This window comes from Paracoccus sp. SM22M-07, assembly GCF_001887735.1.
Taxonomy (GTDB): Bacteria; Pseudomonadota; Alphaproteobacteria; order Rhodobacterales; family Rhodobacteraceae; genus Paracoccus.
The window spans coordinates 47,982-64,411 of sequence record NZ_JPKW01000006.1; the positions used below are offsets into that span (position 1 = coordinate 47,982).

Consider the following 16,430-nt stretch of genomic DNA (forward strand, 5'->3'; position numbering starts at 1 on the left):
AACCCGCGCCCCGAAAGGGACGCGGGTTTTTTCATGCCGCGTCGGCGGCGGCCTTGCGCTTGGTATAGTTCAGGACCGGGGCCAGCCAACGCTCGACCTCTTCCAGCGACATGCCTTTGCGGGCGGCATAGTCGCGGGCCTGGTCTTCCTCGATCTTGGCGACGCCGAAATAATAGCTGTCGGGATGCCCGATATAGAGCCCCGATACCGATGACCCGGGCCACATGGCCATGCTTTCGGTCAAGGTCACCCCCGTTGCAGCTTCTGCGTCCAACAGCCTGAAAAGTGTCAATTTTTCCGTGTGGTCCGGTTGCGCGGGATAGCCCGGCGCCGGACGGATGCCCGCATAGGGTTCCGCGATCAGTTCGGCGGGTTCGAACGTCTCGTCAGCGCCATATCCCCAATATTCCTTGCGGACGCGTTCATGCAGCATCTCGGCCATGGCCTCGGCGATGCGGTCGGCCAGCGCCTTGACCATGATCGAGGAATAATCATCCCCCGCCTTTTCATAGTCGGCGGCAATCGCGGCTTCTTCGGGGCCGGCGGTCACGACGAAGCCGCCCACGTGGTCCGCGCCCGTCGGGGCCACGAAATCGGACAGGGCGACATTCGGGCGGCCATTGCGCTTGGTCACCTGCTGGCGCAGCATGTGCAGGGTGGCCAGTTCCTGTTGGCGATCATCGCCCGTGAACAGGCGGATGTCGTCGCCCACCGCATTGGCAGGCCAGAAGCCCACCACGGCGCGCGGCTTGAACCACTTGCCCTCGATGATGCGGGCCAGCATCTCCTGGGCTTCGGCGAAGAGGGTGCGCGCCGCTTCGCCCTGCTTTTCGTCCTCCAGGATGCGCGGATAGACGCCCTTCAGCTCCCATGTCTGGAAGAAGGGGGTCCAGTCGATATAGCGGGCGATCTGCGCCAGATCCCAGTCATCGACGATGCGCGCACCGGTGAATTGCGGCGCGACGGGCTGATAGGCAGACCAGTCGATCTGCAACGCATTGGCGCGGGCGGTGGCCAGGGGCAGGCGGCTTTTGGCGGCCTCGGCGCGTTCGTGGCGTTCGGCCACGTCGGCATATTCCTTGCGGATTCCCTCGACATAGGCGCCCTTGCGTTCGGGGCTCAGCAGGTCCGAGACCACGCCCACCGCGCGGCTGGCATCGGTGACATAGACCGCCTGACCCGCAACATAGCGCGGCGAGACCTTGACCGCCGTGTGGATCTTCGAGGTCGTGGCCCCCCCGATCAGCAGCGGAACGTTGAAGCCTTCGCGCTGCATTTCGGCGGCCACATGGACCATTTCGTCAAGGCTGGGCGTGATCAGCCCCGACAGGCCGATCGCGTCGACATTCTCGGCCTTTGCGACCTCCAGGATCTTCTGCGCGGGGACCATGACGCCAAGGTCGATCACCTCGTAATTGTTGCAGGCCAGAACGACGCCGACGATGTTCTTGCCGATGTCGTGGACGTCGCCCTTGACGGTCGCCATCAGGATCTTGCCGGCGGTTTGACGTTCGGTGCCACCGTTCAGCCGCTTTTCCTCCTCCATATAGGGCAGAAGGACGGCGACGGCCTGCTTCATCACGCGGGCCGATTTGACCACCTGCGGCAGGAACATCTTGCCCGCGCCGAAGAGGTCGCCCACGACATTCATGCCCGCCATCAGCGGACCTTCGATCACATGCAGCGGGCGTTCGGCCTGCAGGCGCGCTTCTTCGGTATCGGCGTCGACATATTCGGTGATGCCGTTGACCAGCGCATGTTCCAGACGCTTTTCGATGGACCATTCGCGCCAGGTCAGATCCTTTTCACGACCCTTGGCCCCGGCCTCGCCGCGATAGCGTTCTGCGACCTCCAGCAGGCGGTCGGTGGCATCGTCGCGGCGGTTCAGGACGACATCCTCGCAGGCTTCGCGCAGGTCGGGGTCGATCTGGTCATAGACCGCCAGCTGGCCCGCATTGACGATGCCCATGTCCATGCCCGCCTGAATGGCGTGGTACAGAAACACGGCATGCATCGCCTCGCGGACGGGTTCGTTGCCGCGGAAGCTGAAGGACAGGTTCGACACGCCGCCCGACACATGCGCATGGGGCAGGTTCTGGCGGATCCAGCGGGTGGCTTCGATGAAATCGACGCCGTAATTGTTGTGTTCTTCGATGCCCGTCGCCACGGCAAAGACGTTCGGGTCGAAGATGATGTCCTCGGGGGGGAAGCCGACCTCATCGACCAGGATGCGATAGGCACGTTCGCAGATCTGGATCTTGCGCGCTGCCGTGTCGGCCTGGCCCTGTTCGTCAAAGGCCATGACCACGACGGCCGCGCCATAGGCCAGGCACAAGCGCGCCTGATGGCGGAACTGATCCTCGCCTTCCTTCATGCTGATCGAATTGACGATCGGCTTGCCCTGAACGCATTGCAGGCCCGCCTCGATCACCTCCCATTTGGAGCTGTCGATCATGACGGGCACGCGGGCGATGTCGGGTTCGGCGGCCAGCAGGTTCAGGTATTCGACCATGGCGGCCTTGCTGTCGATCAGACCCTCATCCATGTTGATGTCGATGATCTGGGCGCCGTTCTCGACCTGATCGCGCGCAACCTCAAGGGCGGTGGCATAGTCGCGGTTCTTGATCAGCTTGCGGAACCGCGCGCTGCCCGTGACGTTCGTGCGCTCGCCCACGTTCACGAAGGGAATGTCGGGGGTCAGGACAAAGGGCTCCAGGCCGGACAGGCGAAGCATGCGATCAGACATAGGCGGGCACCTTTCTGGGGGCGAAACCGGCGACGGTTTCGGCGATGGCGCGGATATGGTCGGGCGTCGTGCCGCAGCAGCCGCCGACCACGTTGACCAGACCCTCGCGCGCGAAATCGGCGATCTGGGGGGCCATGTCGTCGGGGTCTTCGTCATATTGCCCAAAGGCATTGGGCAGACCCGCATTGGGATAGGCGCAGATCAGCGTGTCGGCCACGCCCGACAGTTCGGCCAGATGCGGGCGCATGGCATTCGCGCCAAGCGCGCAGTTCAGCCCCACGGTCCAGGGCCGCGCATGGCGGACCGAATGCCAGAAGGCCGTCGGCGTCTGCCCCGACAGCGTGCGCCCCGAGGCATCGGTGATGGTCCCCGAGATCATCAGGGGCAGGGCGCGGCCATGCTCCTCCATCGCTTGGATGCAGGCAAAGATGGCGGCCTTGGCGTTCAGGGTGTCAAAGATCGTCTCGATCAGCAGGATGTCGGACCCGCCCGCGATCAACCCGCGCACCTGCTGCAGATAGGCGACGCGCAGGTCGTCGAAGGTCACGGCGCGGAAACCGGGGTCGTTCACATCGGGACTGATCGATGCCGTGCGGTTTGTGGGCCCGATCGCGCCCGCTACGAAACGCGGGCGTCCGTCGATGGCCGTTGCCCGGTCCAGCGCGCGGCGCACGACGCGGGCGCCTTCGACATTCAGGTCGTGGACGGCCTCCTGCAGGCCGTAATCGGCCTGGGCGATGGTGGTGGCGGAAAAGGTGTTCGTCTCGACGATGTCGGCGCCGGCCATGGCATAGTTGAAATGAATTTCCTCGACCGCCTTGGGCTGGGTCAGGATCAGCAGGTCGTTGTTGCCCTGCTGGGGATGATCGGAATGGTGGCGGCAGACATGGCCCGACCCGCGGCCGGTATAGTCATCCTCGGCCAGACCAAGGGACTGGATCTGGGTGCCCATCGCGCCATCCATGATCAGGATGCGTTCGGACGCAGCCTTGTTCAGGACCGCGAAGGCATCGGATTGGGGAAGCTTGCCGGACATGATCGCGCCTTTCATCAGAAGCCTGTTCTATAGACGCCCGATGCCATGGCAGCAAATTCATAGTTTTCGACAAGATAATGAATTCGGCTCAAGTCGTTTCGGCAGCGGGCGAACCCGCTGCCGAAAGTTCGGTGATCAGAAGCCGGCCTTGATCTTTTCGAACTCGGCCAGCTGCTTCTGGCGCTGTTCGGGGTCGTTCGGGGTCTGGGCCAATACGGGGACGTCGATCTCGGCCAGGCCCTCGGCCACGGCGGGTTCGTCCTTGATCGTCTCCATCGCCTCGGTCGAGGTGTGGCCATAGCCGATGGTGTCCAGCAGCGCCTTGCCTGCCGTAGGCTCCAGCCAGGCGTTGATGAAGTCATAGGCGCGCTCCTCGTCTCCGGGGCCGTCCTTGACGTTCACGAAGCCGCAGAAGAAGGTCGACGACCCTTCCTTCGCTTCACGCTGGAAGCCGACGGGATAGTCGTCTTCCTGAAGATAGACGACGCCGTCATTCCACGACCACGCCACATCGACCGCGCCCGATGCCATCAGCTGGGCTTGTTCGGACGGATCGGCCCAATAGGCGGCGACGTTCTGATGCGCCTTGCGCAGCCACTCCGCGGCGGCGGCGAACTGTTCGTCCGTCACATCCGTCCAGTCGGTGGTGCCCGTCGCCAGATAGGCCAGCGCCCAGACGTCGTCCGAGCTGTCGGGCAGCGAGGTTCGGCCCTGGTATTTGGGGTCGGTGAACACCTCCAGCGTCGCGACATCCTCGGCCGGGACCGTTTCGCTGTTATAGGCGATGGCGGTCGCGCCCCAGTCGGTCGGGATGAACCAGACGCCCTGATCGTCGCGGAACACCTCGGAATCCAGGAAGCGTTCGTCTATCTTGTCGAAATTCGGGATTTTGGCGGTGTCCCAGGGCTCGATCAGGCCTGCATCGCGATACTTGCTGACCATCTGGCTGCAGGGATGGACGACATCGGCCCGAAAGCCCGAGGCGATCTTCTGGAACGCCTCGTCGTCATCGCCATAGAAGGCGAAGGTGGGGCTGTCGCCGTGCTTGTCGACATAGCCCTGAAAGATCGAGGGTTCTTCGAAGCCGGCCCAGTCAAAGACGGTCAGCTGGGGATCCGCGGCATAGGCGGGCAAAGCGGCCGCGGCCAGGATGGTGGTGGTCAGCAAGCGCATGAAAACTGGCCTTTCAGTTCATCGGTTATGCCAGAACGCTAGCCTTCACCCCCCGCCCGCGCAAGCTTTTCGCGCAAGGCGGGGGACATCGCTGCCTAGCGCATCCGCAATGCGCCATCCAGGCGGATGACCTCGCCGTTCATGTATTCGCTTTCGACGATGAAGGCGGCCATGCGGGCATATTCATCGGGATCGCCAAGCCGCTTGGGGAATGTGACCTCGGCGGCCAGGCTGTCCTGCACGTCCTGGGGAAGACCCTTCAGCATCGGCGTGCCGAAGATGCCCGGCGCGATGGCGCAGACGCGGATGCGCTGGCCCGCCAGATCACGCGCCAAGGGCAGGGCCATGCCCGCGATCCCCGCCTTGGACGCCGCATAGGCCGCCTGGCCCTTCTGTCCGTCGAATGCCGCGATCGAGGCGGTGTTCACGATCACCCCGTTTTCGGGCCGGTCGTTCAGGGCCATGCGTTCTGCGGCCAAGCGCAGGACGTTGAAGCTGCCGATCAGGTTGATCTCGACCGTGCGGCGAAAGCTGGACAGGCCGTGGGGGCCGTCGCGGCCAAGGGTCTTTTCCCCCGTGGCGATGCCCGCGCAGTTCACGCAGATGTCGATGCCGCCCATCAGGCCGACCGCATGGTCCAGCGCAGCCGCCACGCTGGCCTCATCCGTCACGTCGGTCTGCGCAAAGCCCGCGCCGATGGCGGTGGCCGCGGCTTCGCCGGCGTGGTCCAGATCCAGCACGGTCACCTGCGCGCCCATCTTGCGGAAATGCGCGGCGGTGGCGGCACCCAGGCCGGATGCGCCGCCCGTGACGATGGCGCGGCTGTTCGACAGGTCCATGATATCCTCCCAGATGATCCCTGGGCGGGTTTCTGGCATGCGGCCCGTCAAAGGCCAAGAGGCTCAGTCGCGCAGCAGGTCCGGCCCGCCCGCGATCTGCGGATCGATCTGGCCGATGGCCTCGGGGTCCTTTCCCGCGTAATCGACCGCGTTCAGGATGGCCTGGATCGCGGCCACGCGCGCGCGACGCTTGTCGTCGGACCGGATCACCGTCCAGGGCGCGATGGGCGAATGCGACAGGTTCAGCGTGTCGCGGATGGCGGTGGTATAGTCGTCCCATTTCGCTAGGCCCTGCACGTCGATCCCGCTCAGTTTCCACTGCTTCAGCGGGTCCTTTTCGCGGTCCAGGAACCGGCGCAGCTGTTCGGCGCGGCCCACGTTCAGCCACAGCTTGACCAGGATCACCCCGTCATCGACCAGCATCTGTTCGAAACTGGGCAGCTGGCGGAAGAAGGCGTTGCGCTGCTGATCGGTGGAAAAGCCGAAGACCCGTTCGACGACACCGCGGTTGTACCAGCTGCGGTCGAACAGCGCCATTTCGCCCGCACCGGGCAGGTGGGACACATAGCGCTGGAAATACCACTGGCCCGCCTCGCGTTCGGAGGGCTTGGGCAGGGCCACGATATAGGTGGATCGCGGGTTCAGGTTTTCGCGCACGCGTTCGATGGTGCCGCCCTTGCCCGCCGCATCGCGCCCCTCGAACAGGACGACGATGCGCTTGCCGGTGGCGATTGTGTCATGGACCATGCGGATCAGCTGCAGCTGCAGCTTCTCCATCCGGTCCTCGTACTCGCCCTTGTCCATCATGTCGCGATAGGGGAAATCCTGGTCCATGATGTCGTTCGCGCCGGCATCCCCGATCTGCTTGCGGATAGACTTGGGGGCCTTGCCTTCCAGATAGGCGGTGATCTGACCGACATAGGGCAGTTGGGGGTCCGCCATGCTCATTCCTCTCCGATACGCGACATGTCATACATCGTCGTCTGATAGATCTCGTTGATCCAGTTACCGTAGAGCAGATGCGCGTGGCTGCGCCAGCGGTTCAGCGGCACCCGCGCGGGATCGTCCTGCGGGTAATAGTTGGCGGGAACGGTGACGGGCTTGCCGGCCTGCATGTCGCGGTCGAATTCGTCCTTCAGCGTCGTGCTGTCATATTCGAAATGGTTGAAGACATAGAGCCCGCGCCGCTTGGCGTCCGACAGAAGGCAGGGTCCCACCTCGGGGCTGGCCAGCAGGGTGGTCAGGTCGGGGCGGGCATCGACGTCTTCCTGCCGCACCTCGGTCCAGCGGCTGACGGGAACCAGCACCTCGTCGGCAAAGCCGCGCAGGTAATGCGACGACGGTTCTAGGTTCTGATGGGCGAAACAGCCAAAGGCCTTGGCGGGCAGGATATGCTTGGGCAGGCCGTGGAAATACCACGCCATCGCCATGCCGCCCCAGCAGACGCCGAAGGTCGAATGCACATGGGTCCGCGTCCAGTCGAAGACGCGGGTCAGTTCGTCCCAATAGCTGACCTGGTCGAAGGGCAGATGTTCGATGGGCGCGCCGGTGATGATCAGCCCGTCGAATTTCTCGCCTGAGGCCTCGACCTCGCGGAAGGGGCGATAGAAGCTCTCCATGTGGTCGGCGGCAGTGTTGCGGCTTTCGTGGTCCGACATGCGGATCAGTTGGAAATCGATCTGCAGGGGCGTGGCGCCCACCACGCGGGCGAACTGGTTCTCGGTCTGGATCTTCTTGGGCATCAGGTTCAAAAGCCCGATGCGCAGCGGACGGATGTCCTGGGTCGCGGCCCGCCCCGGAGACATCACCATCACCCCTTCCTCGGACAGGATGCGATAGGCGGGAAGGTTCTCGTTCAGGGTGATGGGCATGTCAGGCGTCCTTGCGTGAAATGGCCGTGGCGATCAGGTCTTGGAAGTCGTCGGGCGTGCGGATCTGCGCCACCTCCTCGGCCAGGATGGTGACGCCGCCCCGCGCCATCGCCTCGTATCGGGGCTGGCGGTGGGCCAGGGCGCGGGCATAGGTCCAGCGGATGAAATCGTCGGGATTGACCTGTTCCTCCTCCAGCCCTTTTTCGACGCGATAGGCGATCCACGCCTTTTCCAGGAATTGCGGTTGGTAATACATCGGTTTGGGGGCACGGTCGAAACGGCGCACCAGTTCGGCGGTATGGGCGTCGCTGCCCTTGATCCAGACCATCAGGAAATCGCGCGTCAGGGCATTCATGACCGGGTCCTGCGGGTCGTCGGGGTCCACCACCTCGCAGATCGATCCGCCGGTGTCGCAGATGAAATGCGGCGTGCCATAGATGTCCTGCGCGCGATCCAGGAAATGGCGCGTGTCCAGCAAGGATGCGATCTCGGCGCGGCGGTGCTGGTTCTGGCGGCGGCAGTAATCCTCGAAGGGCAGGCCGCCGCGGCTGGGGCTGCCAGGCTTGCCCAGATAGGTGGACAGCGGCGCCAGGTTGTCGAAGGTGATGTTGCTGGAGATGTGGACGCTGTCCGACATCAGCAATTCGCGCAGGAAGGGGACCTTCATCGCCTCGCGCTTGAAGTTGTCGGCGATGTATTCGCCCATGTAACGGGTGCCGATGCGGTAATCGACGGAATAGTGGAACCAGTCATCCGTCTCGCGCAGCATCGAGGCCAGATAGGTCTTGCCCAGGCCCGACATCCCGAACAGCACGATCCGTCTGGAAGCGGTCGCCCGCCAGGCTTCTGCGTTGCGATAGATCATCTGCCGTCCCTTGGTTGCGCAAGGCCCTAGCTAAACCGGGCATGGACGAAGGGAAAGACCCGGGGGTTCCGCGGGCATGAAAAATGGCCCCCTCCAGTCGGAAGGGGCCGTGATGGTCAGGCCGGACGGATCAGAAGCTGTAGCCGACGCGGACACCCACGCCGAACAGGTGGTTGTCTTCCATCTGTGCGCGCGCCGTGTCCGGCGTGCCGGTTTCGGGGGTCGCGTCACCCAGCTTGGAATAGTTGATCCCGGTCGAGATCTTCATCGCCCCTTGGGTATAGATCGCGGCCAGGGTGATACCCTTGCGACCATTCGTCGGTGCCAGTGGCGAAACCAGATCATCGCCCGCCTTTTCATAGACGAAGGAGGCCGAACCCGACCAGCTTTCGGTGAACTTGCGCCCCACGCCCAGGGTATAGGTCGTGGTATCCTCCAGATCCACCAGGCCGCCGCCGGTGACGGTCACGAAATTCGTCGGATCGACGCGGAATTCGCTCCAGTTGACCCAACGGATCGAACCGAAGACCAGCGTATCCTGTGCGACGCCGGTCTGGAATTCCAGGTTCCAGCTTTCGGGCGTGTCGACACTGGTGTTCGACGTGCCGTCCAGCAGCGGCACCGCCGGGATCGGACCGGGGCCGTCGGGATCGATCAGCGGACCGGTTTCGGTGGTGTCGAACTTGTGCTCGATCTTGGAGTTGTACGTCAAAGACACGCGCGCCGCGATCTCGGGCTTTTCCCAGGCCGCGCCGGCGACCCAGCCGATGCCGGTATCCTTGTCCAGATCGACGTTATAACCGCCGACCGGACCATAGGCCAAACCGTTCAGCGTCACCTGACCATCGGCGCGCGATCCGCGAATACCGCCATGGACAGAGAAGTTGTTCGGCATCTTGTAGCGGCCAAGCGCGGTGAAGGTGGTGCTGTCGACCTTGGCCCTCGTGCCTCCCAACACGGGCGAACCGCCATCCGTGGCCGGCTGATAGAGGATGTCGGCACCGAAGGGCTGTTCGATGATGATCGCGCCCGAAAACTCCGGCGTGAACTGATGCTTGTAGGCCATGCCGACAAAGCCATAGCCCTGCGCCACATCGCCCGTTTCGAAACCGGCGATATCGGTCCCCTCGACCGTGGGGTCGACGCCGCCGAAGCTCAGTTCGACATAATTGCCCTCTTCGAACAGGGCGTTCAGTGATTGCGGTGCACGTTCGATCCCGCCGGCAACCAGCTGGGACGCAGTCAGCATCAGAACAGCGATTCCCGATGTTGCGATTTTCATAGTTTCCTCCCCTTGAGGGCGCGCAAGCCCGAATCAACATTACGACAGCATGGTTGCGAATCAATTGACGGGTCCACTTGACGTGACGTTCGCGTCATCCATCGCGATGCAGTGGTGGCAGTTCGGCAACGCAGATTGATGCGTCTTCGGGCTGGACAAAGCGGGCTGCCCGTGAAAGTGGAAACTGCCAAACGAAATTGCCGCAAGGACACCCCCATGCAGATTCGTGAGGCTCTCACATTCGACGACGTTCTTCTGGTTCCGGCCGCCTCGACGGTGATGCCGTCGACCGCTGACGTGACCACGAATGTCACCCGGTCCATCTGGATGAACATCCCGCTTCTGTCCTCGGCCATGGATACGGTCACGGAAAGCCGGATGGCCATCGCCATGGCACAATCGGGCGGCATGGGCGTCATCCACCGCAACCTGACCACCGAACAGCAGGCGGGCGAAGTCAGCCGCGTCAAGCGGTTCGAATCCGGCATCGTCTATAACCCGATCACCCTGACGCCCGACCAGACCTTGGCCGACGCCAAGGCGTTCCAGGACCGCTATAACGTCACCGGTTTTCCGGTGGTGGATGAAAAAGGTCGCGTCGTCGGCATCGTCACCAACCGCGACATGCGCTTTGCCAACGATGCCCGCACCCCCGTCCGTGCCATGATGAGTGATCAGAACCTGGCCATCCTGCGCGAACCGGCCGACCGCGCCGAGGCGATCAGCCTGATGAAGGCGCGCCGCATCGAAAAGCTGCTGATCACGGATGCCGAAGGCAAGCTGACGGGCCTGCTGACGCTGAAGGACACCGAAAAGGCCGTGCTGAACCCCCTGGCCTGCAAGGATGAGATGGGCCGCCTGCGCGTCGCCGCCGCATCCACCGTCGGCGACGAGGGCTTCGAGCGCAGCATGGCGTTGATCGAGGCGGGCGTGGACATGGTCGTCATCGACACCGCGCATGGCCATTCCGCAGGCGTTGCCCGTGCGGTCGAACGCCTGAAGGCGGTCGCGGGCGACGTCCAGATCGTCGCGGGCAACGTCGCCACCGCCGAGGCCGTCCGTGCCCTGATCGGTTCGGGTGCCGACGCCATCAAGGTGGGCATCGGGCCGGGCAGCATCTGCACCACCCGCATCGTGGCGGGCGTGGGCGTGCCGCAGCTGACGGCGATCATGGATACCGCTTCCGCTGCGGGCGACATCCCGATCATCGCGGATGGCGGCATCAAGTTTTCGGGCGATTTCGCCAAGGCGATCGCGGCGGGCGCAAGCTGCGCCATGGTCGGCAGCGCCATCGCGGGCACCGATGAAAGCCCCGGCGAGGTGATCCTGTACCAGGGCCGCAGCTTCAAGTCCTATCGCGGCATGGGCAGCCTGGGCGCCATGGCGCGCGGCTCGGCCGACCGCTATTTCCAGAAGGACGCGGCCAGCGACAAGCTGGTCCCCGAAGGGATCGAAGGTCAGGTCCCCTACAAGGGTCCGGCGGGCAATGTCATCCACCAGCTGGTCGGCGGCCTGCGGGCGGCCATGGGCTATACCGGCTGCGCCACCGTTCCCGAAATGCGCAAGAATTGCGAATTTGTGCGCATCACCGGGGCGGGCCTGAAGGAAAGCCATGTCCACGACGTCCAGATCACGCGGGAATCGCCCAATTACCGCGCTGGCTGATCGACTTCCCCCGCCCCCGGTGACGGCCCATGCCACCACCGGGGGCGGGTTTCCTTGACAAGCCCCCATGCCCTGCCTAAAGCCCCCCTTCCTTTACTGACAGGATGTGGTCATGGCACAGGCGATCGGCATTGATTTCGGGACTTCGAACTCGGCCGCGGCCTATCTGGTCGATGGCAGGCCGCGGATGATCCCGATGGGTCCCGGCCAGATGACGATGCCGACGACCTTCTTCTTCGACCAGGAAACCCGCCGCACGCTGATCGGCGAACCCGCCAACCAAGCCCTGCTGGACGGGGTCGAGGGCCGCTTCATGCGCGCGCTGAAACGCGTGCTGGGCACCAGCCTGATGCATGAAAAGCGTCAGATCCTGCACGAGCGCGTGACCTTCGTCGATATCATCGGTCGCTTTCTGAACCAGATCAAGACACGCGCCGAGGCCGAGACCGGCCTGACCTTTGATCGCGTCCTGTCGGGCCGCCCCGTGGTCTTTCACGGCCAGGACGACCCACGAGAGGCGCAGGCCGAACAGGATCTGCGCGCCTGCTATCTGGCGGCGGGTTTCACCCATGTGGATTTCATGCCCGAACCCCAGGCGGCAGCCATTGCCAGCGGGGCGCTGGACCAGTCGGGGGGCATCGGCCTGATCGTCGACGTGGGGGGCGGGACGTCGGATTTCTCGCTGTTCCGGTCGGGGGCGAATGGGGTCGAGATCCTGGCCAATCACGGCGTGCGGATCGGCGGCACCGATTTCGACCGTGCCATCAACATCGACCGGGTCATGCCGCTGTTGGGCAAGGGATCGGTGTTGCGCAAGGTCATGGGCGATGGCACCTCGCCCACGCCGAACGCGATCTTTAACGACCTTGCGACATGGGAAAAGATCCCCTTCGTCTATACCCCCCAGAACACCCGCATGGTCGCCGAGATGGTCCGCCTGGCGCAGGAGCCGGAGAAGCTGTCCCGTCTTGCCACCGTGCTGGAGGATGAGCTGGGCCACGACCTGGCCTTCGCGACCGAACGGGGCAAGATTGCGGCGAATGGCGGGCAGGATGATCCGCGCATCATGCTGGACATGATCCAGCTCGGCCTGTCGGCCCCCCTGACGCCGCAGGATCTGGACGACAGCCTGTCGCGTCATGGCGATCAGTTGTCCGAGGGCGCTCAGGTGACGCTGGGCATGGCCGGGTTGCGGGCGGATCAGGTGGGTCAGGTCATCTATGTCGGCGGGTCCAGCCTGATGACGATGGTGTCGGACCGGATGCGGGCGCTGTTTCCAGACGCGCAGCACAGCTTTTCCGAGGTCTTCACCGCCGTCGCCGACGGGCTAGCGATTGCGGCGAACCGCGGCTGAGCGCCGCGGCCCGCCTGTCTTTCGTCAGGCGGCGGTGACGCGCCAGATGATGTCGCCCACGTCATCGGCCATCAGCAGCGATTTGCCGTCGGGACCGATGGTCACGCCGACGGGGCGGCCATAGGCGATCTTTTCGTCATCCGACAAGAAGCCCCACAGGATGTCGCGCGGCGCGCCGCTGGGTTTGCCATCCTTGAACGGCACGAAGATCAGCTTGTACCCGCTGAGCGTGGATCGGTTCCACGACCCGTGCTGGCCGATGACCATGCCGTCGGGGAAGCCGGGCAGGGTGCCCTCGGGCATCCAGCAGAGCCCCAAGGAGGCCGTGTGCCCGCCAAGCGCGTAATCGGGGGTGATGGCCGATGCGACCTTGGCGGCATCCTGCGGCACGCGGTCATCGACCGTCTGCCCCCAATAGCAATAGGGCCACCCATAGAACCCGTCCCGCCGGACCGAGGTCAGGTAATCGGGCGGCGTTTCATCGCCCAGCCCGTCGCGTTCATTGACCACGGTCCACAGCGCGCCCGTCACCGGTTCCCACGCCATCCCCACGGCATTGCGCAGGCCCGAGGCAAAGATGCGCGCTTCCTCGGTGGCGACATCCAGTTCCCAGATGGCGGCTCGGCCTTCCTCGGCCTCCATCCCCTTGTCGCCAATATTGCTGAGCGATCCGACCCCCGCATAGATGCGCGTCCCGTCGGGCGACACCAGTAGGCTGCGCGTCCAATGGCCCGAGGGCTTGAAATCGACCAGCTTGCGCCCCGGTCCGGTCAGGCTGGTGTCGCCGTCACGATAGTCGAAGGCGACGATCCCGTCGGTATTGCCGACATAGAAGGTATCACCCACCAGCGCCATGCCGAAGGGCTGGTTCTGGTTTTCGACGAAGGTCTTGCGGATTTCGGCCACGCCGTCGCCATCGTCATCGCGCCACAGGCTGATGCGGTTGGCGCTGACGCCGATGGCGCGGGCGCGCCGCATCGTGGCCTGGGCCGCCATGTCGAACAGGGTCTTGGCCGGGCCGGGCTGTTCCTTGGATTCCGCCACCAGGACGTCGCCATTCGGCAGGACCTCGATCCAGCGGGGATGGTCCAGACCGGATGCGAAGGCGTTGACCTTCAGCCCCGGCGCGGCCGAAGGGACGTGTCCCGGACCCCATCCTTGCGCGGTCGGCATCTTCAGCGTCATGATCCCCTGCTTGCGGGCCTCGGGGATCTGCGGCGTGCTGCCCATTGCCTGGGTCCGCGGCGCCCCGAAGCGGCGCAGTGCGACCATCGTGCCGCCGACAATGGCCGTCGCGCGTGCCATGAATTCCATGCTGTTCCCCCAAATTGCATTTCGCGCAGTCTAGCGCCGGTTGCCGCGGCGTCAAATGGCACCGCCACGGCGCGACATCATGCGGCAATCCAGTGCGCACCTGTTCGGTCCGCATCATGAATGGCGGACCGGTTAGAGCGAAGCGCTGATGCCCCCATCCACAAAAAGGGTCGTGCCGTTGACGAATGACGATGCATCCGACGACAGGAAGATGGCCGCGCCAACCAGTTCCTCGACCTTGCCCCAGCGACCGGCCGGGGTGCGCCGGGCCAGCCAGGCGCTGAATTCCGGATCATCGACCAGAGCCTGGTTCAACGGCGTCTCGAAATAGCCGGGCGCCAGTCCGTTGCACTGCAGGCCGTGGCGCGCCCAATCGGTGGCCATGCCCTTGGTCAGGTTCGCGACGGCCCCCTTGGTGGCAGTATAGGGCGCGATGCCCGGACGCGCCAAGGCCGTCTGGACCGAACAGATATTCACGATCTTACCCATGCCCCGCGCGATCATGTGCCGCGCGACCGCTTGGCCGACATGGAAGACCGAAGCGATGTTCGTCTGCAGCAGGCGTTCGAAGGCCTCCGCGGGGAAATCCTCCAGCGGGCTGCGATGTTGCATGCCGGCATTGTTGATCAGGATGTCGATGGCGCCTGTCTCGGTTTCGAAGCGATCGACGGCGGTGCGTACGGCCCCATGGTCGGTCACGTCGAAGGGCAGTTCATGGACGACGGCGCCCCCGTCGCGCAGGGCGGTCGTCGCCTTGGCCAACCTGTCCGCATCGCGACCGTTCAGCACGATTTCAGCGCCCGCATCGGCCAGCCCACGGGCCAAGGCAAGGCCGATCCCCTGCGACGATCCGGTGATCAGCGCCCGTTTCCCAGTCAGGTCAAACAGATGGATGCTCATGCCGAGTCCTTTTCCGGTGCGGGGCTGCGTCGCTATTCGACAGGGATGGGCGATGATCGTCCGCGACGCAAGGCATCATCCGGGCCCCGAACCGCGACCGCCGAAGGCCATCAGTGTTTCACTTGCTTTTCCTGACAGCTTTTATCCGAAGATAGGAAAGGCCTGTTCCACCAGCATCCCAGAGTTTTCATGCGCCTTCTGACAACCACCGCCCTTTGCGTTCTGACCGCCTCGGCCGCCCATGCCGTCGAAGAGGCTCAGGTGCTGACGACCTATGCTGATATCGCGGCGGCTTCCTATGGCGACAGCCTGACCACCGCAAGGCAGCTGCAACAAGCGGTGCAGACGCTGGTGCAGGACCCGTCGGCAGACAGCCTGCAGATGGCGCGCGATGCCTGGCTGGCGGCGCGCCTGTCCTATCAGCAGACCGAAGTCTTCCGCTTCGGCAATCCCATCGTCGATGAATGGAGGGAACGGTGAACGCCTGGCCGCTGAACGAGGGGCTGATCGACTATGTCGATGCCGCCGAACCCGCCCCGAGCGAAGGATACGATGAAAACCCGGCGGCCGGGCTGAACGTGATCGCCAACCCCGCGCTGTCGATCTCGGGGCAGACGGTCGATGCGGCGACGATCACGCCCGATCTGCTGGAAAACACCCTGCAATCGGCCAATGGCGCTGCGGCGAATGTCGCCACCGGCTATCACGCCATCGAATTTTTGCTGTGGGGGCAGGATCTGGGGCCCTATGACGCGACGGCGGGCCAGCGCCCCTGGACCGACTGCGCCAAAGGTGACGCCTGCACGAACGACAATTGCGACCGCCGGGGCGAATACCTGAATGCGGCAATGGACCCTCTGGTTGCGGACCTGGAATTCATGGCCGCGGCCTGGGCACCGGAAGGCGAGGCCCGCACCAGCATCATGCAGGATCAGGGCGGCGTGAACCGCATCCTGACCGGCATGGGCAGCCTGTCCTATGGCGAAGAGGCAGGTCAGCGCATGCCGCCGGGCCTGATGTTGAACGACCCCGAGGAAAAGCATTCCTGCTTTTCCGACAACACCAATAACGACCATTTCAAGGACGCGCTGGGCGGGCGCAACATCTATGAGGGCACCTATCCCGGCATCGACGGCAGCGTGATGAAGGGGGCATCCCTGCGGGAACTGGTCGCCGAAAAGGACGCGGGCGTGGCCGACGCGTTGGCGCAGTCGCTGGACCCCGGCAACGAGGCCGGAGGGCAGCTGATCCAGGATGCGATCGACGGGCTGATCGCGCAGACCCGCGATATCGAACGTGCCGTCGCCGCGCTGGGCCGTGATGCCATCGACTTCGAAGGATCGGACAGTCTGGACGATCCCGAAGCCGTGTTCCAGTAGGACGGC

General features: G+C 64.3%; 12 protein-coding genes and 1 pseudogene. 3 read left to right on the plus strand and 10 right to left on the minus strand.

Translation table 11 applies throughout. The features are described from left to right. Window positions 1-31: 31 nt before the first annotated feature. The 8 genes from metH to IE00_RS10845 form a co-directional block, all read right to left on the minus strand. Window positions 32-2,746, minus strand: coding sequence for a methionine synthase (gene metH / locus IE00_RS10810; protein WP_072297133.1), 2,715 nt, complete (start codon window positions 2,744-2,746; stop codon window positions 32-34). Then, window positions 2,739-3,782, minus strand: a complete 1,044-nt coding sequence (locus tag IE00_RS10815; RefSeq protein ID WP_240493856.1) for a homocysteine S-methyltransferase family protein — start codon at window positions 3,780-3,782, stop codon at window positions 2,739-2,741. Before IE00_RS10815 ends, metH begins: the two co-directional genes overlap by 8 nt. A gap of 135 nt (window positions 3,783-3,917) precedes the next feature. After that, entirely contained in the window at window positions 3,918-4,955 is a 1,038-nt protein-coding gene (locus IE00_RS10820; RefSeq protein WP_072297134.1) for an extracellular solute-binding protein, read from the minus strand. 95 nt (window positions 4,956-5,050) lie between these two features. Further along, complete coding sequence (locus tag IE00_RS10825; protein ID WP_072297135.1) at window positions 5,051-5,794, minus strand: SDR family oxidoreductase; 744 nt, start codon at window positions 5,792-5,794, stop codon at window positions 5,051-5,053. Window positions 5,795-5,857: 63 nt separating this feature from the next. Continuing rightward, on the minus strand, window positions 5,858-6,736 hold the full coding sequence (ppk2, locus tag IE00_RS10830; RefSeq protein ID WP_072297136.1) for a polyphosphate kinase 2: 879 nt from the start codon (window positions 6,734-6,736) through the stop codon (window positions 5,858-5,860). Between the two features lie 2 nt (window positions 6,737-6,738). Next, window positions 6,739-7,665: a homoserine O-succinyltransferase gene (gene metA, locus IE00_RS10835; protein ID WP_072297137.1), complete on the minus strand. Its 927-nt coding sequence runs from the start codon at window positions 7,663-7,665 to the stop codon at window positions 6,739-6,741. Between the two features lies 1 nt (window position 7,666). Beyond that, window positions 7,667-8,530 carry an ATPase gene (locus IE00_RS10840; protein ID WP_072297138.1) on the minus strand — a complete coding sequence of 288 codons (864 nt, stop codon included), beginning with the start codon at window positions 8,528-8,530 and terminating at the stop codon, window positions 7,667-7,669. Between the two features lie 130 nt (window positions 8,531-8,660). Continuing rightward, on the minus strand, window positions 8,661-9,779 hold the full coding sequence (locus tag IE00_RS10845) for an OmpP1/FadL family transporter (RefSeq protein WP_240493858.1): 1,119 nt from the start codon (window positions 9,777-9,779) through the stop codon (window positions 8,661-8,663). Window positions 9,780-10,028: 249 nt separating this feature from the next. On the opposite strand from IE00_RS10845, the gene guaB reads away from it, so the two are divergent. Both guaB and IE00_RS10855 read left to right on the plus strand, forming a co-directional pair. Beyond that, entirely contained in the window at window positions 10,029-11,477 is a 1,449-nt protein-coding gene (gene guaB, locus IE00_RS10850) for an IMP dehydrogenase (protein ID WP_072297140.1), read from the plus strand. 112 nt (window positions 11,478-11,589) lie between these two features. Next, entirely contained in the window at window positions 11,590-12,831 is a 1,242-nt protein-coding gene (locus tag IE00_RS10855) for an Hsp70 family protein (RefSeq protein WP_072297141.1), read from the plus strand. 24 nt (window positions 12,832-12,855) lie between these two features. On the opposite strand, the gene IE00_RS10860 is transcribed toward IE00_RS10855, so the two are convergent. Next, window positions 12,856-14,145 (minus strand): sorbosone dehydrogenase family protein, encoded by a 1,290-nt coding sequence (locus IE00_RS10860; protein ID WP_072297142.1) that lies wholly within the window; start codon window positions 14,143-14,145, stop codon window positions 12,856-12,858. Between the two features lie 132 nt (window positions 14,146-14,277). After that, complete coding sequence (locus tag IE00_RS10865) at window positions 14,278-15,045, minus strand: SDR family oxidoreductase (RefSeq protein WP_072297143.1); 768 nt, start codon at window positions 15,043-15,045, stop codon at window positions 14,278-14,280. 189 nt (window positions 15,046-15,234) lie between these two features. Here IE00_RS10865 and IE00_RS10870 point away from each other — a divergent pair. Further along, window positions 15,235-16,424: pseudogene (locus tag IE00_RS10870) on the plus strand (imelysin family protein). Window positions 16,425-16,430: the final 6 nt, after the last annotated feature.